18 protein-coding genes and 1 pseudogene are annotated in these 21,123 nt (G+C 52.6%); 15 read left to right on the top strand and 4 right to left on the bottom strand.

The features are described 5' to 3' along the window. The first annotated feature begins 190 nt into the window (after nt 1-190). The 3 genes from AC27KL_RS17735 to AC27KL_RS17725 all read left to right on the top strand — a co-directional run bounded on the left by AC27KL_RS17735 (nt 191) and on the right by AC27KL_RS17725 (nt 2,591). Nucleotides 191-1,237, top strand: a complete 1,047-nt coding sequence (locus AC27KL_RS17735; protein WP_487170514.1) for an AIPR family protein — start codon at nt 191-193, stop codon at nt 1,235-1,237. A 405-nt stretch (nt 1,238-1,642) separates the two neighbouring features. Continuing rightward, nucleotides 1,643-2,398: a twin-arginine translocase subunit TatC gene (tatC, locus tag AC27KL_RS17730; protein ID WP_339324000.1), complete on the top strand. Its 756-nt coding sequence runs from the start codon at nt 1,643-1,645 to the stop codon at nt 2,396-2,398. After that, nucleotides 2,391-2,591: a twin-arginine translocase TatA/TatE family subunit gene (locus tag AC27KL_RS17725; protein WP_339324001.1), complete on the top strand. Its 201-nt coding sequence runs from the start codon at nt 2,391-2,393 to the stop codon at nt 2,589-2,591. Before tatC ends, AC27KL_RS17725 begins: the two co-directional genes overlap by 8 nt. A gap of 67 nt (nt 2,592-2,658) precedes the next feature. On the opposite strand, the gene AC27KL_RS17720 is transcribed toward AC27KL_RS17725, so the two are convergent. Next, a complete protein-coding gene (locus tag AC27KL_RS17720) occupies nt 2,659-3,420 on the bottom strand; it encodes a hypothetical protein (RefSeq protein WP_487170513.1) in 762 nt (253 codons plus the stop codon). 149 nt (nt 3,421-3,569) lie between these two features. Here AC27KL_RS17720 and AC27KL_RS17715 point away from each other — a divergent pair, with 149 nt between their 5' ends. The 4 genes from AC27KL_RS17715 to AC27KL_RS17700 all read left to right on the top strand — a co-directional run bounded on the left by AC27KL_RS17715 (nt 3,570) and on the right by AC27KL_RS17700 (nt 8,337). After that, nucleotides 3,570-4,370: a gluconate 2-dehydrogenase subunit 3 family protein gene (locus tag AC27KL_RS17715; RefSeq protein WP_487170512.1), complete on the top strand. Its 801-nt coding sequence runs from the start codon at nt 3,570-3,572 to the stop codon at nt 4,368-4,370. A 25-nt stretch (nt 4,371-4,395) separates the two neighbouring features. Continuing rightward, complete coding sequence (locus AC27KL_RS17710) at nt 4,396-6,111, top strand: GMC family oxidoreductase (protein ID WP_487170511.1); 1,716 nt, start codon at nt 4,396-4,398, stop codon at nt 6,109-6,111. Nucleotides 6,112-6,323: 212 nt separating this feature from the next. Next, nucleotides 6,324-7,391, top strand: coding sequence for a lactonase family protein (locus AC27KL_RS17705; protein ID WP_487170510.1), 1,068 nt, complete (start codon nt 6,324-6,326; stop codon nt 7,389-7,391). A gap of 313 nt (nt 7,392-7,704) precedes the next feature. After that, the gene (locus tag AC27KL_RS17700) at nt 7,705-8,337 is read left to right on the top strand and encodes a VOC family protein (RefSeq protein ID WP_487170509.1); all 633 of its coding nucleotides are present in this window, start codon (nt 7,705-7,707) and stop codon (nt 8,335-8,337) included. 123 nt (nt 8,338-8,460) lie between these two features. Here AC27KL_RS17700 and AC27KL_RS17695 read toward each other — a convergent pair. Then, nucleotides 8,461-8,619, bottom strand: a pseudogene (locus AC27KL_RS17695) (anthranilate phosphoribosyltransferase); the annotation flags it as partial. Beyond that, nucleotides 8,619-9,242: an ANTAR domain-containing response regulator gene (locus AC27KL_RS17690; protein WP_487170508.1), complete on the bottom strand. Its 624-nt coding sequence runs from the start codon at nt 9,240-9,242 to the stop codon at nt 8,619-8,621. The pseudogene AC27KL_RS17695 and the gene AC27KL_RS17690, both read right to left, overlap by 1 nt. Nucleotides 9,243-9,570: 328 nt before the next feature. On the opposite strand from AC27KL_RS17690, the gene nirB reads away from it, so the two are divergent. The 8 genes from nirB (at nt 9,571) to AC27KL_RS17650 (ending at nt 19,267) form a co-directional block, all read left to right on the top strand. Further along, complete coding sequence (nirB, locus tag AC27KL_RS17685; RefSeq protein ID WP_487170507.1) at nt 9,571-12,006, top strand: nitrite reductase large subunit NirB; 2,436 nt, start codon at nt 9,571-9,573, stop codon at nt 12,004-12,006. A 12-nt stretch (nt 12,007-12,018) separates the two neighbouring features. Further along, nucleotides 12,019-12,375, top strand: a complete 357-nt coding sequence (nirD, locus tag AC27KL_RS17680; RefSeq protein ID WP_487170506.1) for a nitrite reductase small subunit NirD — start codon at nt 12,019-12,021, stop codon at nt 12,373-12,375. A 60-nt stretch (nt 12,376-12,435) separates the two neighbouring features. Beyond that, nucleotides 12,436-13,308: a formate/nitrite transporter family protein gene (locus AC27KL_RS17675; RefSeq protein WP_487170505.1), complete on the top strand. Its 873-nt coding sequence runs from the start codon at nt 12,436-12,438 to the stop codon at nt 13,306-13,308. After that, on the top strand, nt 13,305-14,072 hold the full coding sequence (cobA, locus tag AC27KL_RS17670) for a uroporphyrinogen-III C-methyltransferase (protein WP_487170504.1): 768 nt from the start codon (nt 13,305-13,307) through the stop codon (nt 14,070-14,072). The genes AC27KL_RS17675 and cobA overlap by 4 nt, the downstream gene beginning before the upstream one ends. Nucleotides 14,073-14,203: 131 nt before the next feature. Continuing rightward, nucleotides 14,204-14,830, top strand: a complete 627-nt coding sequence (locus AC27KL_RS17665) for a LysE family translocator (protein ID WP_487170503.1) — start codon at nt 14,204-14,206, stop codon at nt 14,828-14,830. 233 nt (nt 14,831-15,063) lie between these two features. Next, entirely contained in the window at nt 15,064-15,765 is a 702-nt protein-coding gene (sigK, locus tag AC27KL_RS17660; protein ID WP_036712481.1) for an RNA polymerase sporulation sigma factor SigK, read from the top strand. Between the two features lie 219 nt (nt 15,766-15,984). Next, complete coding sequence (locus tag AC27KL_RS17655) at nt 15,985-17,727, top strand: ABC transporter ATP-binding protein (protein WP_487170502.1); 1,743 nt, start codon at nt 15,985-15,987, stop codon at nt 17,725-17,727. Between the two features lie 565 nt (nt 17,728-18,292). Continuing rightward, complete coding sequence (locus tag AC27KL_RS17650; RefSeq protein WP_487170501.1) at nt 18,293-19,267, top strand: metallophosphoesterase family protein; 975 nt, start codon at nt 18,293-18,295, stop codon at nt 19,265-19,267. A gap of 138 nt (nt 19,268-19,405) precedes the next feature. Here AC27KL_RS17650 and AC27KL_RS17645 read toward each other — a convergent pair whose 3' ends face one another. After that, complete coding sequence (locus tag AC27KL_RS17645; RefSeq protein ID WP_487170500.1) at nt 19,406-21,010, bottom strand: type 2 periplasmic-binding domain-containing protein; 1,605 nt, start codon at nt 21,008-21,010, stop codon at nt 19,406-19,408. Nucleotides 21,011-21,123: the final 113 nt, after the last annotated feature.

Here is a 21,123-nt window from a genome sequence, read left to right as displayed (position 1 = left end):
GCTGTTCTAAAATTCTGCAAGTCTGCCCTTTTCTTCATCCATATAATACCATTTTCGAAAATTACCCCTTAACGACAGTGAATATGCTATCGCTTCTTCTCTGAAACGGAATTATGCAAAACACTCACTTGTAAGAATATCGCAATCGAGAACAAATAGTGTCTTTAGATTAAAAGTCTCCGAAAATCCAATGTCTTCATCTGGACAAGTTTTTATCGCTTTAGTGAATTTAGCTGATTATTTTAAATTTATAACTGATGAAGATGGGATTTTAATAAAGTATATATTTGAATCAAATGTTCGAGACTACCAAGGAAAAACTGCTGTCAATAATGATATCCAAGAAACATTGGAGGACAGCGAAAGTAATGAGGAATTTTGGTGGTTAAATAATGGGGTAACAATAGTTGCAACAGAGGCTTCAGCTCCTGGGGGAAAGGAAATTATAATAACAAATCCGGAAATAGTAAATGGTTTGCAAACTTCAAGTGAAATTTTCCGCCATTTTGCTATTTATCCTGATAGACAATTGAATGAACGACGGAACTTACTTGTAAGGATAATTGTTCCTGAAACAGAAGAAGCGAGAGATAAGATAATAAAAGCAACAAATAGTCAAACACCTATCCCTAAATATTCATTACGAGTAACAGATCCTATTCATAGACAGATCGAGGACTATCTAAAACCACGTGATTTGTATTATGATCGACGTAAAAATTATTATAAAAACGAAGGCAAGAAACCAAGGGATATTATAAGCGTTTCTTTTTTAGCTCAGTGCTTGATGTCTGTCTTAATGCAAAGACCCGACTCAGCTCGTGCCAGACCATCTACTCTACTTGAAGACAATACTGCTTACAAGAAGCTGTACCATAAAAATAATGATCTAAACACTTATTATATACTTGCTTTTGGTGGTAGAAAAGTCGAACTCTCACTAAAGGAAATGGGATTCTCACCATCGCTTGTAACGAATCTAAAGTTTTATGTTATATATTCTGTGTTTGCATTGGCTACGAAAACACTTTTCCCATCAAATAAGAAAATATTTGATCTAGAAATAGAAGATATCTCAAAGGATCTTATAACTCAGTGTATAGATTTAACTAAAGCAACATTTGATAAATTAGGGGCCACAGATAAAATAGCAAAGGGCCCTAGATTTCTAGAAAAATTAAAAGTTGAACTTGAAGCGATTTTAAATTCAAACAGGGATTTACAAGAACACAGGTAAATTTATAGCTTAATTCAGAATTCCTGATTCTTAAAATGGACTTTGAGACACGACCTCTATGACAATACAATTGATTTGTGACCCGAGAGATGGACACTTCTTTGAAAAGAAGCTCCCTCTCTCGGTTTTTTTGTGTTAATCGATATTATCTAAATAGGAACTGAAATGAGTATTACTACTCCCGGGGGGAGTGGTAGAACTCGATGCGGCTAGTATAACTAATAGTGCATCAAGTCCCACAGAGTATGTATTTGACACCTGCACGATTCTTTTTATCGCCTGTTTCGCCCTTTGTCGACAAATTTACCTATAATTCTGAAAATTCTGGATACAATATACATATCGCTGGGCGCCATCTGCGGTACGGCTTGCCCGGCAGGGGCTACAAGAGGAGGCGGTTCATGGATGAACAGTGAAGAATGGGTCACCCACCTGACGGAGCTCCGAAAACGGCTGATCTGGGTGATGCTCTTTTTTATCGTAACGTTGGCAGCCGGCTTGTACGTGTCTCCCCGGGTGCTGATGTACATTAAAAACCGGCCGGCTGCCGCCGACATCGAGTGGAATGTGTTTTCTTTGACGGACGGCATGTTCATTTATATGAAATGCGGTTTCCTGGTGGCGGTGTTTTTTACCGTTCCGCTGGCGCTGTACCATATATGGGCATTCGTGCGTCCGGGCTTGACCAACGATGAGGCCAAAAAAACCTTTTGGTTCGTCCCGCTGGCTTTCGTCCTGTTTATGATCGGAATCGCCTTCAGCTTTTACGTCGCGTTTCCGATGATGGTTTCCTTCCTCTCGAAAATGAACCAAACGGTCGGAGCCATCGAAACGTACGGGATGGACCGGTATTTTTCCCTCATGTTCAGCCTCGTGTTTCCGCTTGCGCTTGCTTTTGAAATGCCGGCGGTCGTCCTGTTCCTGACCCGTTTGGGCATTCTGGGCCCTTCGCAGCTCAAAAAGGCGCGGAAATACGTGTATCTGGCCCTGGCGGTCATCGGGTCGATGATTTCGCCGCCGGATTTCGTCTCGCATCTGTCCGTGACCATTCCGCTGATTTTGTTGTTCGAACTCAGCATTCTCGTCTCCAGGTGGTATTTGGACCGGAAGGAGACGGAGCATCCACTTCTAGATCCGAAAGGAGGAGCCAACCATGTTTAACAATATCGGACTGCCTGGGCTTTTGATCATTTTGATGATCGCCCTGGTCGTATTCGGCCCATCCAAGCTTCCCCAGCTCGGGCGGGCCGTGGGGGACACGCTGCGGGAATTCCGTTCCTCCACCAAAGGCGTCGTCGAGGAAATTACGAGCGATCCGGCCGCAGAGCCGGAAAAGCTTGCCGAAAAAAATTAGCGTGTTGACGAAAAAACACCTCCTTTTCGCGCGTGTTGCGCCCGAGGAGGTGTTTTTCGTTCAAGCTTTATTTGTTTTGGTCCACATGCGCGCTTTTTTTGATGACGGCCAGGTCTTTGTTCATTTTGGAGACCGGCGTGCCCGCCCGCATGGCGGTTTTCACGCGATGGATCGCCTGGATGGCTTTCGGGTCGTGTACCGTGTAGACCTTTACCTTTTTGCCGTATACGCCGGCCACTTCGGCACGGATCACGTTAAGATTGTGTTTCGTGTTGTCGCGTTGGCCGATGGTGTAGCCGTAGCCGCCTTTTTGGCTCATATATCCTTTGCCGGACGACCCTTCGTTCGGGCTGAGCACTTTATGCGGCTGCGGTTCGGAGTTGCGGATATGGGTGTGGCCGTCCGGATCGCCGATATAGACCGAGTCTCCGAGGGTCAGCACGCTGATCCCGGTGATGCCTGCCGATTCCAGGCGGTCTTCGAGCGTTTTGGATTCCGGCGTATTATGCAGGCTGGACGTGCCGATGCGGCTGTAGACCCCCGAGCCCATTCCACTGTAGGTCGTGCCGTTTTCGTTGGTCGTGCGCACCTTTTCGCCGTTGAACTTCGGAATCACTTTGATGCTGTTGAGATGCGGATGCCCTTCGGCATTCGTGCCGCCTCTGAGCCCGTCATTCGTCAACCGGTCCGACGCGTAGTTTTGGTTCGCGTTCGATTGAATCCGGACGGGGTTCGTCTGCGCATTTTGTTTGACGTTGCCGTTACAGCCGCTCAAAGCCACGGCGGCGCAAATGGCCGGAACGGCTAATTTGGCGATGGGTCCTTTCATGGATGATCCCTCCCTGGATATGTTGAACATATGAGTATGATTATCTTTCGGAGGATGTATTATTTGTGGGATATTTCGACAAAATAACAAAAAACTGATGCTGCCCCAAATTCATGGGCGTGCATCCACACAGTTGGAGGTTGACTTTTATGGCAAACGAAACTGAAGACAAAGAGTTGAAGGACCATAGAGAACCGGATCAGTCGCGCCGGAATTTCTTGAAAAATTCGGGTTATGCCGTCGGGGGCCTGATCGTAGGCGGCGTGGTCGGCAGCCTGCTGCGGACCCCGAAAAAAGCAACGACCAACAACAATGCCAATACCGGAAATGGAAACAAGGGCGGGGCTCCCGCGGCTGAACCCGTCAATTTCAACCAAGCGCTGATGTATTTCACGCAGGAACAATTCCTGATTACGGAAGCCGCCACGGAGCGCCTTTTTCCTGCGGACGATAACGGACCCGGAGCCAAAGAGCTTGGCGTCGCTTATTACATCGACCACCAGCTTGCAGGCGAATGGGGGAACAACGGCAGGGAATACATGCAGGGCCCCTTCTATAAAGGGGAAACGACGCAGGGCTACCAGGGCCGCCTGAAACGCCGGGAAATTTTCGATATCGGCCTTCAGGAAATCCAGAACTACAGCAATAAAAAATATCAGAAAAAATTCAAGGATCTGGCGCCGGAAGAGCAGGATGCCATCCTTAAGGCTTTCGAAACCGACGAGGTGAAGCTGACGACCATTTCCGCAAGCGGATTTTTCAAGACGCTGTTCAGCGCAACGATGGAAGGCGTGTACGCCGACCCGCTCTACGGCGGCAACAACAACATGAACGGTTGGAAGCTGAAAAATTACCCCGGCAACCAAATGTCCTACGCGAAAATCATCGAGCAGGACCAATTTGCCAAAATGCCGCCGGTCAGCTTGAAAGAACATCTGCCACATTCCTAAAAACTAAACGAGAGGTGATTGATTCATGGCTACGAAACTGCCTAAAACGGATGTCGTCATCGTCGGCGTCGGCTGGGGCGGCGGCATCATTGCGTCGGAACTGACCAAGCAGGGGCTGTCCGTTGTCGGCCTTGAACGCGGCAAGGAAAGAAAAACCGAAGATTATTACATGGTTCACGACGAATTGCGTTACGCGTTGCGGTACGAGATGTTCCAGGATTTGTCCCGGGAGACGATCACGTTCCGCGGCAACGAAAAAATCCGGGCGCTGCCGATGCGCTCCTACGGTTCCTTTTTGCTCGGCGACGGGCTCGGAGGCTCCGGCGTCCACTGGAACGGGCAAACCTTCCGTTTCCTGCCGTACGATTTTGAAATCCGATCCAAAACGATCGAACGTTACGGGAAAAACAAAATTCCTGACGGAATGACGATCCAGGACTGGGGCATTACATATGAACAGCTGGAACCGTATTTCGATAAATTCGAAAAAATCGCCGGCATTTCCGGGGAAGATAACCCGAAAGGCGGCAAACGTTCCGACAAATATCCGACGGGTCCGATGAAAACGACGCCGGGAATGAAATTGTTCGCCGACTCCTGCAAAGGGTTGAACTACCATCCGTACCACATGCCTTCCGCAAACCTGTCGGACCAATACACGAACCCGGACGGCATCGCCCGCGCGGCCTGCCAGTATTGTGGCTTCTGCGAACGCTTCGGATGCGAATACGGCGCGAAAGCCGATCCGGTCGTGACGGTCATCCCGGTGGCGAAAAACACGGGAAAATTCGAGCTGCGCACGCATTCCAACGTCAGACGGGTGCTGCACAAAGGCGGCAAAGCGACCGGCGTGCTGTACATCGATACGACCACCGGGGAAGAATACGAACAGCCGGCCGACATCGTCGTTCTGACCAGTTACGTCTTCAACAACGTGCGCCTGCTGCTCATGTCCAACATCGGCAAGCCGTACGATCCGAAAACCGGAACGGGCGTCATCGGGAAAAACTACGCATACCAAGTGCTGAAAGGGGCCGCCGTCGGTTTTTACGAGGACAAGGAATTCAACCTTTTTGCGGGCGCGGGGGCGCTCGGCATGTGCATCGACGATTTCAACGGCGACAACTTCGATCATAAAGATTTGAATTTCATCCACGGGGCCAACATTTCCTACAGCCAAACCGGGGCGCGGCCGATCCAAAACAACGTGGTTCCGCCGGGAACGCCGACTTGGGGCAAGGAATTCAAGGCGGCGTCCATTAAATACGCGAACCGCCATCTCAACGTCGGCGCCCAAGGTTCCTGCATGCCATTCCGCCATCACTACCTGGACCTGGACCCGACGTACAGGGACGAATTCGGCGATCCGCTCATGCGGATTACGTTCGACTTCGAAGACCAGGACCGGGAGCTGGTTAAATTCATGGGGGCCAAATGCGGCGAAATCCTGAAGGAAATGGGCGCGGACAAGGTCGTGGCCAACACGAAGCTGGCGCCGTACGAAATTACGACGTACCAATCGACGCACAACACCGGCGGCGTCATCATGGGAAGCAGTCCCGACACCTCCGCGGTCAACAATTACCTGCAGATGTGGGACGTCGACAACCTGTTCGTCATCGGCGCGTCCGCCTTCCCGCATAACAGCGGCTACAATCCTACGGGCACTGTAGGCGCGCTGGCGTACCGGGCCGCCGAAGGGATTATCAAATACCATAAAAAGCCGGGAAGTCTTGTATAACACCTTCAACAGCCGCCCCAGGGGATCATCCGGATCCGGGGCGGTTTTTGTGTGCAAGGAACGCCGTTTTGGGCCGAAAGAGCGCGCAATGGCCGATGTCAGGCAGCCCCCGCGGCTTGAAAATCTTTGCCGGAAACCGTCTGAAAATGATACAATGTTTTCATATTGGATTTGCAAAAGTCCTATAAAATGTTAGAGAAGAGGCGAACCAAATGGCAGACCAACAGCGCATGCTCGTATTTGTAGGTTCTTATGCCGAAGAATCTGCGGACGGCGTATATGTATATGCATTCGACGAAACGAGCGGAGATCTTACCCGGCTCGATCAGTTATCCGGCTTCAAAAACCCGACGTTCCTGAATGTGGACACGCCCCGGCAGCGTTTGTACGCGATCAGTGAAACGGCCGCGGCGGACGGGTCGAAGCTGAGCGACGCGGTGTCGTTCGAGATCGACGCGGAAGCAGGCAAGCTGAAGGAAACCAGCCGCTCCAATGCCTTGAACGGACCGTCCTGCCACATCCAGCGCAGCGCGGATAACCGCTATTTGACCTTGGCAAGCTATCATAAAGGATCGATCAGCCTGGTTGAATTGAAGGAAGACGGCACCGTCGGCCAAGTGCTCGACATCCGCAACCATGAAGGGGGCAAGCCGGAGCAAAAATCCCACGTTCACTCCTCCTTCTACAGCCCGGACCAGCGTTTCTTGTTCGTATGCGATTTGGGACTGGACACGATTTTTACATACCAAATCGACCGGGAGCAAGGGAAGCTTGTTCCGACGAGCGAAGCAAAAGTGAAGGAAGGCGCCGGTCCGCGTCACCTCGTGTTCCATTCGAACGGAAAATTCGCTTACGTCATCAACGAGCTGCAGTCGACGGTGACGGCATTCCGGTATAACGCGGATCAAGGAACGCTGACGGAAATCGAAACGGTATCGACGCTGCCGGAAGGCGTCAACGTCGAGAACGGCTGCGCGGAGATCACGATTTCGGAAGACGGACGTTACCTGTACGGCTCCAACCGCGGGCATGACAGCATCGTTGTGTACGCGGTGGACGCCGAAAACGGCAGATTGCAGGCGGTTCAGCATGCATCGGCCGAAGGCAAGCATCCGCGCCATTTTTCGATCGTTCCCGGCGGACGTTACGTGCTTGTCGCGAACCGGGATACGAACAACCTGGCCGTCTTCACGCGTGACGAAACCAGCGGGAAGCTGGCTTTCACGGGTAAATCCGTTGAAATTTCGAAGCCGGTATGCGTTTGGGCCGACCGGTTTTAACACGGGCTTAAGGTTTGATCGAAGGATTGGACTTTGCCGAAAAACTTCATATGATGTGCAAGAGCCCCGGGGATCCGGGGCTTTTTTATAATTTCAGAAAGTATAAACTTCAGAACCATGACTTCCGGACATTGCAAAAAAACTTCATCTTAACGCGGTCTGTCTACTGAGAAAGTACGTCGATAGACGTTTTTCTTATAAAGCAGGGGAAAGGACCGCCGCCCGTCTGCGTTTCATGCACCGTATTGAAAAAGGAAGGCCGATTCGATAAGATCTAGACAAAGAATCGCAGACGGATAAGGAGGTTATCGAAATGCGTTTTACGGACGTCACGTTTAAGACCGCTGAAATGGGTGCGGTAAAACATTTTTACAAAGACGTATTAGGAGTGCCGGTCATCGCACAAGGGAGCGGCTTCGTCACGTTTGGCATCGGCGAAACGAAGCTGACCTTCGAGGAGACGGCGGAGGGGCGGCCGTTTTATCACTTTGCTTTCAACATCCCCGAAAATCAGTTCCGGGAGGCGAAGGCCTGGATTTCCGGAAAAGCGGCGTTGAACCGGGAAAACGGCGAAGACGAAACGTATTCGGTCGATTGGGACGCCCACTCGTTGTATTTTGAGGACCCCGCCGGCAATATCGTGGAACTGATCGCAAGGCACAGCCTGAACGACGCATCCGACCGGCCTTTTGGAGCGGAAAGCCTGCTTTGCGTCAGCGAAATCGGCATCGTTAAGGAGGACGTGCCGCCGTTCGTGGATGAGCTTGTCGGCCGGGGGTTTCCGAAGTATCGGGAAGGCAGCGACCAATTCGCCCCGGTCGGAGATGAGCACGGGCTGCTGATCGTCGCAAGAAAAGGCCGGCGCTGGTTTTTTGCCGAAAAAAATGCCGATATTTTTCCGATAAGGGCGCATGTCCAAGGGGTCGGCGCCTTGGAATTTAGCTGATCAAGTGAAGGCCCGCTGCAGACATAACGTATGCAGCGGGCTATTTGACGCCAAGCAGCAGATGCGAATATTCGCCGGCAAATTTATACGGCGGAGGGCTGATTTTTAACAAGCTCCATCCACGCTTTCCTCCTTGACCCGCTGGGCGATCAGGAAAGCGCCGATTTGCGCCGGGGTCGCCTTCATTTCTACAATGGCTTCGGCGGCCTGCAGCGCTTCTTCATAGGCCAAATCCCGGGCTCCCCTTTTGCCGCGGGCGACTTCCTTTAACCATCGATTCATCATTGGTTGATCCCTCCGGAGTCGGATGGGCGAAGCAAAGGGTGAAGACGGACGATGGAGGTTGCCACGTCGACCATTCGTTTCCGCTCGTTCATGGCCTGCTTCCGCAGCAGGTCATATGCTTCGGCCTCCGATATGTTTTTCAGCTCGCATAAAATGCCTTTCGCTTTGTCGATCCATTTCCGTTCCTCGATCCGTGCCAGAAGCTGTTGCTTTTCGCTTTTCCATTGCTGCCTTTCGCTAAAATGCCTGAAGCTCAGGAAAAGCGTCCAGTGCAGCTCATGCGCCTTCATGTCCGGGAACAGGATCCCGTCAATAATGACATCTTCCTTACATAAGCTGAGAGACTGGGCGGAAACGTCATCATTGCACCACCAGAGAATCGGCGTCGGCTTCCGCTGTTCCAGTCTGCAGCTCCACGACGGAATGTCGCCGATCGGCAAATGGAGCACCGTCCCGTCCGCCGCGGCGATTCCCTTCACGGCCTGTTCCGGGTTTTTCGCAAGGCAGACCTGATATCCGCAGGAGCGAAGCAAGGATTCCGGTCGATGCGTCCCGCTGGAATCGGATGCGCTTCGCTCCAAAGCAGCGGACGGTTGATGGATCACGAGCAACGAACGCATGTATGGCACGCTCCCTTCTGAATTGCGAAATGTTATATATCAATGTTAATTTATATAACACAAAACCCTGCGGATGTCGACGTTTTAATTATAAATGATGATTTCATGTTAAATATGTTGACAAGTGGCGCTGGCATACGGTATATTTTTGCTCAAGAACAAATGGGAAGGATACAATGGCGTATCCTGAATGCGGCAATGGAGCCTGCTTTCGTAACCCGGATCGTGAAAGTGCGTTTGCGCTTTTTACCCGGATAACGAAAAGCAGGCTTTTTATGGTTTTATGGGCCGCATGATCTGGCTTCCAATAGAGAAAGGAGCGGGATATATGGATAGGAAGAAGCTTGTGCTGGTTGGCAATGGCATGGCAGGCATCCGGACGATCGAGCATGTGCTGAAGCTTGCGCCGGAGGCCTATGAGATGACGATTTTCGGGTCCGAGCCCCATCCGAACTACAACCGCATCATGTTGTCGTCCGTTCTCGCCGGCGGGGCCGACATGAGCGAAGTCATCCTGAACGATTGGAGCTGGTACGAGGAACATCGGATTCGCCTGCACGCGGGGCACACGGTCACGCGGATCGATCCGCTGGTGCGGAAAGTGTATTCGGACAAAGGGGCAGCCGCCGATTACGACGTTTTGATTCTGGCGACGGGTTCCGATCCGTTCATGCTTCCGCTGCCGGGTGCGGACAAGGAAGGAGTGATCGGTTTCCGCGATATCCAAGACTGCGAAACGATGCTCGAAGCGTCGCGGAAATACAAAAAGGCAGCGGTGATCGGCGGAGGCCTGCTCGGGCTGGAAGCGGCCAGGGGCCTGCTTCACCTGGGGATGGACGTCACGGTCGTGCACATTCATCCTTATCTCATGGAACGCCAGCTGGATGAAACGGCGTCAAAAATGCTGCAGAAGGAGCTGGAAGCGCAAGGAATGAAGTTTCTGTTCCGCAAGCATTCCGAGGAAATCGCAGGCCGGAAGAGGGCGAGGGAGCTTGTGTTTAGCGACCGTACCCGCCTGGAAGCCGATTTGATCGTCATGGCCGTCGGGATCAAGCCGAACGTGAAGCTTGCGCGCCAAGCCGGCATTGCCGTCAACCGCGGGATCGTGGTCAACGACCTGATGCAGACGAATATTCCGGGCATATACGCGGTCGGCGAATGCGCCGAACACCGGGGAATCACGTACGGGCTCGTCGCACCGCTGTATGAGCAGGGGGCCGTGCTGGCGAAACATTTGGCGGGCGCGGAGACGGAAGGTTATGCGGGTTCGGTCACGTCAACGAAATTGAAGGTGTCCGGCGTGGACGTCTTTTCCGCGGGACATTTTGCCGAAACGGAGGGCGCAAGATCGCTGCGCTATCAGGACGAAGTCGATCAAGTATACAAAAAAATCGTCATTTCCGGAGAGCGCCTGATCGGCGCGGTGCTTTTCGGCGATACCGCCGACGGCTCGAAGCTGTTTTCGCTGATGAAAAAAGGGGAGTCCGTCAAAGGCAGGGAGAAGGAGCTGCTGCTGGGATTTTCGGCGCAAGGTTCGGGAACCGAAACGGCGGAGCAGCGCCTGGCGGCCATGGCGGACGAAGAAATCATTTGCGGCTGCAACGGGGTGACCAAAGAATCGATCAAGGATGCCGTTTTGACGAAAAACTGCACGACCGTCGCCTCCGTCAAAGCCTGCACGAAAGCATCGGGCTCCTGCGGCGGCTGCAAACCGCTAGTTCAGGGTCTGGTTCAGCTCTATGCGGGCGATGCGGCAGGTGAACCGGCCAAAGAAGGCATATGCGGCTGCACGACGCTGACCCGCGACGAAATCGTGGCCGAAATGTCGCGGATGAAGCTGCAATCGGTTCAGGAAACGATGCATGTGCTCGGCTGGAACAACCCGGAGGGATGCTCCAAATGCCGGCCGTCGCTCAATTATTATTTGGGCATGCTGTTTCCGGAATCGTACGCGGATGAAAAGGAATCCCGATTCACGAACGAACGGTACCACGCCAACATCCAGAAGGACGGCACCTATTCGGTCGTCCCGCGGATTTACGGCGGCGTGACGTCCCCGTCCGAGCTGAAAAAAATCGCCGAGGTGGCGGAAAAATACGATGTGCCGATGGTCAAAATTACGGGCGGGCAGCGGATCGACCTGCTGGGAGTCAAAAAAGAGGATCTTCCGAACATGTGGGCGGAACTCGACATGCCTTCGGGGTATGCGTACGGCAAAGCGCTCCGGACCGTCAAAACCTGCGTCGGCTCCACCTTCTGCCGTTTCGGCACGCAGGATTCCATCGGGATGGGGATCCGGCTTGAAAAAGAATTCGAACGCCTGAATACGCCGGCCAAAGTAAAACTTGCGGTGTCGGGATGTCCCCGCAACTGCGCGGAAGCGACGATCAAGGATTTTGGCGTCGTCGCCATCGACGGCGGATGGGAGCTGCATGTCGGCGGCAACGGCGGCGTGCATGTCCGGGCGACGGAACTGCTTTGCGTGGTCAAGACGGAAGACGAGGTCGTCGAATGGGCAGGCGCGTTTTTGCAATACTACCGGGAAAATGCCCAATGGAACGAGCGTACCTCGGTATGGATCGAGCGGGTTGGATTGGGGTCGGTCAAAAAGGCGCTGGAGAACAAGGAAGACCGGATTGCCCTCTTCGCGCGGGTGAAGCAGGCGCTCAGCAGGCTGAACGACCCTTGGAAGGAGATCGTGGCGGACGGCGCCCTGCGCAAAAACTTCGAGCCGCTTCCGGAAGCGGCATCGGCGGGAAACTAGGGGGATCTGCTCATGGTCAAAATTCATATAGGCAACGTATCGGACATCGACCGCAAAGGGGCGCGGACCTTCCTGTTCGAAGGCACCGAAATCGCGCTGTTCCGTTTGGCGGACGGGAGCGTGCTGGCGGTGGAAAACAAATGTCCGCATAAAGGCGGCAAACTTTCCGAAGGGATGGTTTGCGGCCGCGCGGTCCATTGTCCGCTGCATGATTGGAAAATCGATCTTTCGAGCGGACGGGTATGCGAGCCGGATACCGGCAGCGTGGCCACGTATGCCGTGGAAGTGGATCCGATCAGCGGCGCGATGTATTTATGCGGACGGTCCGGACGCGGGGAAACCGCGCCTCCGGATCAGGCGGCGGGGTAAGGGCCCCTGCCCTTCGTCCCTATGCGAGTAACCCTTATTATTTCTCGGGGAGTGATGTCCATGGATTACGTGAAACCGGATCAGGTGCTTCACGACATGATCGAGGCCGGCGCCGGAAAAACGCGGCTAAGCCGGACGCAAATGCTCATTCGCGGCATGCTGTCGGGAGCGATATTGGCATGCGCCACGACGCTGGCATTCACCGCCACCACGCAGACGAACGTCGGCATGGCGGGCGCGCTTGTATTTCCGGCGGGATTCGTGATCATCGTGCTGCTGGGGCTGGAGCTCGTCACGGGAAGTTTTGCGCTCATTCCGCTGGCCGTGGCGCAAAGGAAAACCTCCGCCGCCGCGATGGCGAAAAACTTCGGATGGGTCATTTTCGGGCACGTGATCGGCTGTTTGGTTTACGCGGGATTGTATGCCTTGACCGCCTCCAAAATGGGGACGGATATGGGAAGCCCCCTCGTGCAGACGATTGTCAAAACCAGCGAAGCCAAGACGCTTGCTTACAAGGAGCTCGGCGCTGAAGGGCTCCTGCTCGTCGTGATCAAGGCCGCGCTGTGCAACTGGATGGTAACGCTTGGCGCCGTCATGGCGTTTACGTCTCATTCGACCATCGGAAAGGTGCTGGCGATGTGGCTGCCGATTCTGATCTTCTTCGGGCAAGGTTTCGAACACGCCGTCGTCAATATGTTCGTCATCCCGGCGGGCATGATGCTCGGGGCAAACGTGAGTTTGGCCGATTGGTGGCTGTGGAACCAAATCCCGGTGCTGATCGGCAATTTCTTGGGGGGCGCCTTGTTTACCGGGGCTATGGTTTATGGGTCCCAGCGCGGCTTCGGACGAAACAAGGGGCATCGTCAAGCGCGGCGCGGCTCGCAGGATGCCGGCAAGCCGGGGACGGCCACTCCCGCGGAGCGCAGCCTATGAAGCCGGGCAGCGTATCGATTGTCGGCGCAGGCCCCGGCGATCCCGAGCTGATCACGCTGAAAGCGCTGCGGCGGATCCAGGAAGCGGACGTCATTTTATACGACCGATTGGCGAACAAAGAACTGCTTAAATATGCCAAAGAAGGGGCCATGCTTACGTATTGCGGCAAGGCCCCGGGCCGGCATGCGGTACCTCAGGAGCAAATCCATGAACTGCTGGCAGCGTATGCGATGAAAGGGCTGCGCGTCGTGCGGCTCAAGGGCGGGGACCCGCTGGTGTTCGGGCGCGGCGGGGAAGAGGCGCAAGCGATGGCTGCCCTTGCCGTCCCCTGCGAAATCGTGCCGGGATTAACCTCGGCGATCGGGGCCGCGGCTTCGGCAGGCATTCCGTTGACCCACAGGGGCCTCAGCTCCTCGGTTGCTTTCGTCAGCGGCACCGGCGTTTCGGGCGAGGCGAGCGGCGTTCGCTGGGATTTGCTGGCGCAGGGCGTCGATACGCTTGTCGTATACATGGGCGTCGGCAGAATGGAGGAAATTTGCCGGGAGCTCATCGTGCACGGCAAGCCCGAATCCGCCCCGGCGGCGGTCATCGAACAAGGCACGTGCGCAGCGGAACGCATTTTTACGGGGACGGTCGGCACCATGTTTAACATCTGCCAACGGATGCAGGCCCGAAATCCGGCGCTGCTTATCGTCGGCGATGTCGTCCGCGTACGGGAGCAGCTGCTCCGGCTGGCCGAAGAAGCCCGGGAGCGGATCGGCTGATTTAAGCGGCCTTGCCGTAAACGGCCGGCAGAGTACCGCTTTAGATCGCAAAAAAGGCCCTGCCCAAAGCTCTGCATTCATGATAGAATAGGCTTTGATTTAAAGCGATAAAGCAAACAGGAGGGAGATTCATGGTTTCGTTGGCTACGTTGGGCGCTTTTGCAGTAATCGTCCTCGGACTTTTTGTTATCCCGGGCCCGGCCGTTCTCCTTGTCGGTTCCCGTGCGGTCCAGGGCGGCCGCAAAGCCGGCATGATCGCCGGCCTGGGCATCGCGGCGGGCGATTTGGTTCATACGTTGTTTGCGAGCATCGGGCTTTCGGCCATTTTAATGACCTCTTCGATCGCGTTTAACGCCGTCAAATTCGCCGGAGCCGCCTACCTGCTCTATTTGGGCGTTCGCGCCATCATGGAAAAACCGTCGGACCCGCAGCTCCCGCAGGTCGAGCCGCAGACCTCCGCCAAGATTTTCGGCCAAGCCGTCGTCATCGAAGTGTTGAACCCGAAAACATCCCTGTTCTTTTTATCGTTTTTGCCGCAATTCGTCCATCCGGGGCAAGGTTCGACCCTGATCCAATTTTTGATCCTCGGCCTCGTCTTCGTCATGTTAAGCGTGATTTACACGTCGACCCTTGCCGCGGGCATACAGGCGATCGGGAGGGCGGTCAAGCGAATCTCCTGGTTGGGCCGCTGGAGCGGAAAAATCGTTGGGACGATTTACATCGCGCTGGGATTGAAAGTAGCTTTCCAGAACAAATAAGCCATCGTTTTGCAGCCGTCCGGGTGACACCGTTCGGCTTTTTTCTTTTTTATCGCTGCTTATGTTGACGATGGCGTGCAAAAGGAAGCTCCGCCTGCGGAACCCGTTTTTTCGCTCCGTACAGGCACAGATGGGTCATCGCCCACATAGAATGAACAGACCGCACTTGTGAGCCGCCGTGGTATTTTGACGAAGTCGCGGTGTCCTAAGCCATTCAGCAGGAGGTGTCATCTGTGCCCGGATTATTCAGCTTTATTGCCCTGTTTATCAAAGAACTGACGCTGCTGGTATCGTATGTCAAAAATAACGCTTTTCCTCAGCCCCTGACGGAAAAAGAGGAGAGCAAATACCTTCAATTGATGTCCGAAGGGGATGCTCATGCCCGCAACATGCTGATCGAACATAACTTGCGGCTGGTGGCTCATATCGTCAAAAAATTCGACAATACCGGCGAGGACTTGGAAGATTTGATCTCGATCGGCACGATCGGGCTGATCAAAGCGATCGAAAGCTTTCAGACGGGAAAAGGCACGAAACTCGCCACGTTTGCCGCGCGCTGCATCGAAAACGAAATACTTATGCATTTAAGATCCCTTAAAAAGACACGAAAAGACGTTTCCCTCCACGATCCGATCGGAACCGACAAAGAGGGAAATGAAATCACGCTTATCGATATCCTCGGCAGCGAAGCCGACGACGTCGCCGATACGGTGCAGCTGAAAATCGAAAAAAGCAAAATTTACCGCAACCTCGACATCCTGGACGAACGCGAGCAGGAAGTCATCAAGGGGCGCTTCGGGCTGGAGTTCGGAGGCGAGGAGCGGACCCAGCGGGAGATCGCCAAGGAGCTTGGCATCAGCCGCAGCTACGTGTCGCGGATCGAAAAAAGGGCGCTCATGAAGCTGTACCACGAGTTTTACAAGCAGAAACAATAAGAAGTGGCCGGGAGCTCGGCGAGCAGCCCGGCTTTTTTTGCGTTCGGGTACGGGGCAAGCCCGGCTGGATTTCGATCATTTTTAGGGTGAATACATATATTTTGACAGGTACAAATCATCTGCGGCACCCGATAAGATGATCTTGAATGGATCTATTGTGCTAAGTACGCTAGGGCCAAGATGCGTTAGCCGGGAAAAATGATTGCGAGAGGCGGTGTAATGGTGAATCAAGCCAGGAGTGCCATTATCGAGGTTTTAAAGAAAAGCAAAAAAGTGCTGTTTCTCATTTTATTTTTCAATATATCCGCTTCACTCGTTTCCATCCTGCAACCCGTAATTTTCAAAGAGTTGTTCGATGAGCTTTTGCCCAGAAAGGAAATCAATACCGCCATTTTTTATATTTTGTTCATCGTGCTCATTCCGGTTCTATTTGCCGCGCTCAATAGTTTTACCGCATATTACAATAATGAACTGGGAAATAAACTTTCAAAAAACTTAAGAATGCGATTATTTTCGCATGTACTTCAAATTAGACCTAAACATATGGATCAGGTTGGACGAGGAGAAATGATGAACCGGCTAACTTCCCAAGTCGGGATGTTATGCGAAGTATTCGTTGTAGAGACCGTGATGTCGGTCGTCTCTAATCTCATTTTATTGTTTGCCACTTTGTGGATCATGTTTTCAATGAGCATCGAGCTTACGTTGGTTGCAATCGTTTCGTTTCCGGTCTTTATGTACATCTTCAAACGATTTAGAAAAAAAACCGAAACTCTCGACGAAAATTATTATTCGATCCTGGAAAAGGGCATGAGTTATTTAAATGATTTCTTTTCCAATCTTAAATCGGTTCAAATTTTTAATGGACAAGAGGTGGAAAAAAAGAGATGGAATGAATGGAATGATCAAGCCTGGAACGTATCCAAAAAATCCTATGTTTTTCATCATATGGTCGTAAACTTGATCGCGGATACGGTGATCTCCTTAATTACGGGCATCATCTACGGTTACAGCCTCTATTTAATATTATCTGGAAAAATCTCGCCGGGCACGTTACTTGCGTTTATTATATTGCTCCCGAGACTCTACAGTATTTTTAAGTCGTTGTTTACAGTCAATATCGATTTGACCAGAATGAAGGTCATTATGGGGAATATAAATGAAATTTTTCAATTGGATAAGTTGCCATATGGTAGTCTCACCCCTGATTTCAATAGAATCCCCAGGCTGGAATTGAAAAATGTCTCATACAGCCATGCAGGTGAAAACTCCCCCGGAATTTCAAATTTTGACCTCGATGTAGCACCAGGGAGTTTTGTCGGCATTGTAGGTTTAAGCGGCTCGGGAAAATCCACCTTGTTCGAATTAGTTCACCGGCATATTGAACCGGAGTCTGGAGAAATATTGCTTGACGGAATCCGCATTTCCGAATTCAACATCCATCAGTTCAGAAAGTATGTGGGCTATAATCCGCAAAAACCGATCCTTTGGAACCACAGCATTCTTGAGAATATTATTTATCCCATCCAAAAGGAAGAGCTGAATGAAGCATTACTCCAAAGGTTTGATCATGTGGTTGAACTTGCGCATGTGAAAGATTTTGTCGAGATTATGCCGAACAAATATGATACAAAGGTGGAGAGCAACGGAGAAAATTTATCGGGCGGGGAAATTCAAAGGATTTTATTGGCCAGAACTTTCATGCATGATCCCAAAATTCTCATGTTGGATGAATATAGTTCGGCTTTAGATGCCATCACGGAAAGTCATTTAAATGATACTTTGTTAAAATTGAAAGGCCGTCAAACCATTTTGGTGATCGCGCATCGACTGTCGACGGTTAAAAATGCCGACTACATCATCGTGGTCGATCACGGCAAGATTGCGGAGAAAGGCAGCCCGGATGAATTGTTGTCCCAAAAAGGCATTTTTTACTCGATGCATGAAAAACAGAGGATATAAGTGTGATCTAAGCTGGCTTCCGATACGATTTTTGAGAAATTGTCAATATACAGCCGGAAGAGTATTTAACTCTGCGGATGATGAAGAAAATTACTTTGCCGTGACGGAAAAAAACAATAAGATGAACCGCGGATCCCGGTTTTCGATCATGAACTCGACTGCGCAAAATGAAGACCCCCAGCTGTCGGGACGTTTCCCGGCAGCCGCAAAACGCCCGGCGGCGTTTTTTTTTGTTTACCCGCGCTGGCAGCTGATCTTGGCCCGGCAGAATATTTTTGACGGAGCATGAAAAAAAACGCCGAGTATGGGCTGGATGTTCGTCCCTCCGATGCCTTATCATGGAGGTGGCGCCGAAGCGATTTTTGGAACCGCTTTCCAAACCGATCCCCAGACCGCCTGCCGCAGTAATATACCGGATGAACGGATACTGATTTGATCCGCGGGCAGGAAGGCGCGGCCGTCCTTGATCGGCTGGAATGCACCCATATGCAGAAACGAAGGCAAAGCGCAACCGGCATAAAACATGCCGCAAAAATCCATAGCAGGAACGGAGGCTGGCCGCAGGATGAACAAAAATTTGAAATTCCGCGATGACGGCACGTTTGTTATCGTGCAATTTACGGACGTCGAGTTTATCGACGAATTTGACGTCGATCCCGATTCCCCCAAACTGGATGCGGAAACAAAAAGCTTGATGGAGATGGTCATCCGGGAGGAGCAGCCCGATTTGATCGTGTTCACCGGAGACGTCATCGCGAGCGCAAGGACGAAAGACCCGATGGCGTCGTTCCGCAAAGCCGTAGCCGTCGCCGAAAACAGCCGCATTCCATGGGCCGCGGTATTCGGCAACCACGATTCGGAAGGCATCGTCACCCGGGCCGAGATGCACCGGCTGCAGCTGGAGCACAAATACTGCGTCGCCAAGGAAGATCCGCCGGGGATCAGCGGGGCGGGAAACTTTACGTTAACCGTCATGAACGACCGCGGCGAAGCGGGATCAGCGCTTTATTTTCTCGACAGCGGCGATTATTCCCCGTTCGGCGGGTACGATTGGATCCGTAGGGACCAGATCGATTGGTACGTATCGGAATCGAAGGCGTTAACCGGGCAAAACGGCGGGAAGCCGCTGCCTGCGCTCGCTTTTTTCCATATTCCGCTGCCTGAGTACAACGAGGTATGGGAAACGGAAGTATGCTACGGGCATCGTTTGGACGGCACCTGCTCCGCCCCGCGGTTCAATTCGGGGATGTTTGCGGCGATGCTCGAAATGGGCGACGTGATGGGCACTTTCGTCGGGCATGACCATGCCAACGATTTTTGCGGCACGCTGCACGGCATCCGGCTTTGTTACGGCAGGGCGACCAAATACGTCAGCTACTTGGGCGGCGAACGGAAGGACCATTTCCCGACGGGGGCCCGGGTCATTCAATTGAAAGCGGGGGAAAGGGATTTTGCGACCTGGATCCGCCAAAACGACGGGACCGTCGTATACGAGCAGCCGGAGCATCAACCCGAAGGAAAAGAGGTTAAATCGTCGTAATAACGGACTTTATGGATGCCGTTGTTTAGTTGCCCGCTCCGAGTCCCCGGAGGGTAAGCACATCAAAAAAAGGCGCGCGGAATTTGAATGTCCGCCGCCTTTTGTCGCGCATCCGACTGCTGACCCGACTTACGCCGGTCATTGGCCCGAGGCAAGTTTGTCGTTGACCTCCCGGATCGCCTGCTGCAGTCCCATTTGGTTATACTTGATGAGGTTTTGCTGCCACAACTTCACGGGGTCGCCCGTGCCCAGCACCGCTTTCGTCAAATCTTCCATCGGATGGATGGCGGCGCTTAGCTTGTCTTTATTGTCGGTGGAAAGCGAAATGATCGAATACATAAACGGCGTTGCCCTTGCGTTGTTCAGCAGCCACCGCATTTCCTCCAGGCTGGTACGGATGTTTTTTTCGCCGTAAAGCTCTTGGTTGACCGGGTCGAGCCGGTACGACTGCTCCCGTCCCCAGGAAGCCAGGTTGCGGAAAATTTCGGTGGACGGATACAGCTTTTGGAGGCTGACATATTCTCCCGTCTCTTCCCGCGGCCGGGTGATGACGATCTTTCCGTCCCGGTACTCGTAATCCTTTCCTTCGATCCCGTATTTCATGAGCATTTTGCCTTCCGGCGACAGCAAATAATCGTACAGCCTTAAAATCCGGTCCATTTTGCGGTCATCCACTTTGGCGCTGAAATAACTTTCCGTCCAATACGTCGACGCGACGTAATAGTAGCGGTTGCCGTCTTCCGCAGGCCACAGGTGCAAAATTTTGACCGAATCGTAAAAATCTTTGCCGGGATGGTATTGATTCCACATCTGCACCATTTTGCTCAAACTCTGGGGCGTTGCCTTATAAGCTAGCGCGCCGGCTTTGCCTTGGGCGAACTGTTCGAGCGCATCGATTTCTTTGACGAGGTAAAAGTTCGGGTCGAGGCCGCCGTCCGCGTACAGCTGCCGGAACTGGGCCGCGACGGCGTTCATTTTGGGGGAGGCGTAATACGGAATCCACTGATCGTCCTCCTGCACCCATTTGCTTGCGGCAAATTGCGGAAACGCGGGGCTGAACACCCAGGACAAATAATCGAGGTTCGCTGCCGTCAGCCCGACCGTATCATGAAGGGCATTGCCGTCCGGATCGTTCTTGGTAAACGCTTTCATCATATCGGAGAATTCCCCGAAGTTTTTCGGGTCCGTGAAGCCGAGTTTTTCCATCCAGTCCTTGCGTACGAACACGACCCGCTCCAGCATCCACAAATCGTTGGTCGGGTACGCGATGCGCGGAAGCATGTACAGCTTTTTGTTGCGGCGCAGCGCGAGCGTATCGGGAATTTGCGCCACCCGGTACACGTTCGGATAAGGAGTCAGATCGTCGGGCAGCGGCCGGATCAAGCGCTGTTTGATCCAATCGGCATAAATCCCCGGCGAGTCGCTGACGAGCGAATGCGCAAACAGGTCGGGAAATTGGCCGGAGGCGGCCCATATTTTGAATTTTTCCTCATCGTCGGCGTCGTTTACTTGCACGGGCTTGATCGTGATGTTGAAATCGCGTTCGATTTTTTGCAGCACTTCATCGTTTTTTTCAAACGCTCTGCCGATGTCCCAAAACGCGATGGAAACGTCCAGATGCTCATAGCCGTCCGACCGGGGCGGGGCTGCGGGCTCAAGCGGTTCTTTGCCGCTGCATGCCGCTCCGCTTACGGCCATGAAGGCCGCCATCCATACCAACATCAAAGCTTTGAACCGGATCAAACGATCAACTCCTTTGAAAGAAGTCCTCTCCTACAGATCGTAATGGAAAAGAAAGTGCGAGTAAAGAGAATTCTCCTAGCGTCTGCCAAACTATGTTAATATGTTCCTAATTA

The sequence above is a fragment of the Paenibacillus sp. YAE3 genome (assembly GCF_057546105.1).
The sequence above is the reverse complement of the archived record's forward strand: the minus strand, read 5'-3'. Positions and strand labels throughout refer to the sequence as shown.

What these genes read in the sequence shown, in the direction of transcription:
- AC27KL_RS17735 (WP_487170514.1), top strand. Translation starts at nt 191, where the DNA reads ATGTCTTCATCTGGACAAGTTTTTATCGCTTTAGTGAATTTAGCTGAT.
- tatC (WP_339324000.1), top strand. Translation starts at nt 1,643, where the DNA reads ATGAACAGTGAAGAATGGGTCACCCACCTGACGGAGCTCCGAAAACGG.
- AC27KL_RS17725 (WP_339324001.1), top strand. Translation starts at nt 2,391, where the DNA reads ATGTTTAACAATATCGGACTGCCTGGGCTTTTGATCATTTTGATGATC.
- AC27KL_RS17720 (WP_487170513.1), bottom strand. Translation starts at nt 3,420, where the DNA reads ATGAAAGGACCCATCGCCAAATTAGCCGTTCCGGCCATTTGCGCCGCC.
- AC27KL_RS17715 (WP_487170512.1), top strand. Translation starts at nt 3,570, where the DNA reads ATGGCAAACGAAACTGAAGACAAAGAGTTGAAGGACCATAGAGAACCG.
- AC27KL_RS17710 (WP_487170511.1), top strand. Translation starts at nt 4,396, where the DNA reads ATGGCTACGAAACTGCCTAAAACGGATGTCGTCATCGTCGGCGTCGGC.
- AC27KL_RS17705 (WP_487170510.1), top strand. Translation starts at nt 6,324, where the DNA reads ATGGCAGACCAACAGCGCATGCTCGTATTTGTAGGTTCTTATGCCGAA.
- AC27KL_RS17700 (WP_487170509.1), top strand. Translation starts at nt 7,705, where the DNA reads ATGCGTTTTACGGACGTCACGTTTAAGACCGCTGAAATGGGTGCGGTA.
- AC27KL_RS17690 (WP_487170508.1), bottom strand. Translation starts at nt 9,242, where the DNA reads ATGCGTTCGTTGCTCGTGATCCATCAACCGTCCGCTGCTTTGGAGCGA.
- nirB (WP_487170507.1), top strand. Translation starts at nt 9,571, where the DNA reads ATGGATAGGAAGAAGCTTGTGCTGGTTGGCAATGGCATGGCAGGCATC.
- nirD (WP_487170506.1), top strand. Translation starts at nt 12,019, where the DNA reads ATGGTCAAAATTCATATAGGCAACGTATCGGACATCGACCGCAAAGGG.
- AC27KL_RS17675 (WP_487170505.1), top strand. Translation starts at nt 12,436, where the DNA reads ATGGATTACGTGAAACCGGATCAGGTGCTTCACGACATGATCGAGGCC.
- cobA (WP_487170504.1), top strand. Translation starts at nt 13,305, where the DNA reads ATGAAGCCGGGCAGCGTATCGATTGTCGGCGCAGGCCCCGGCGATCCC.
- AC27KL_RS17665 (WP_487170503.1), top strand. Translation starts at nt 14,204, where the DNA reads ATGGTTTCGTTGGCTACGTTGGGCGCTTTTGCAGTAATCGTCCTCGGA.
- AC27KL_RS17655 (WP_487170502.1), top strand. Translation starts at nt 15,985, where the DNA reads ATGGTGAATCAAGCCAGGAGTGCCATTATCGAGGTTTTAAAGAAAAGC.
- AC27KL_RS17650 (WP_487170501.1), top strand. Translation starts at nt 18,293, where the DNA reads ATGAACAAAAATTTGAAATTCCGCGATGACGGCACGTTTGTTATCGTG.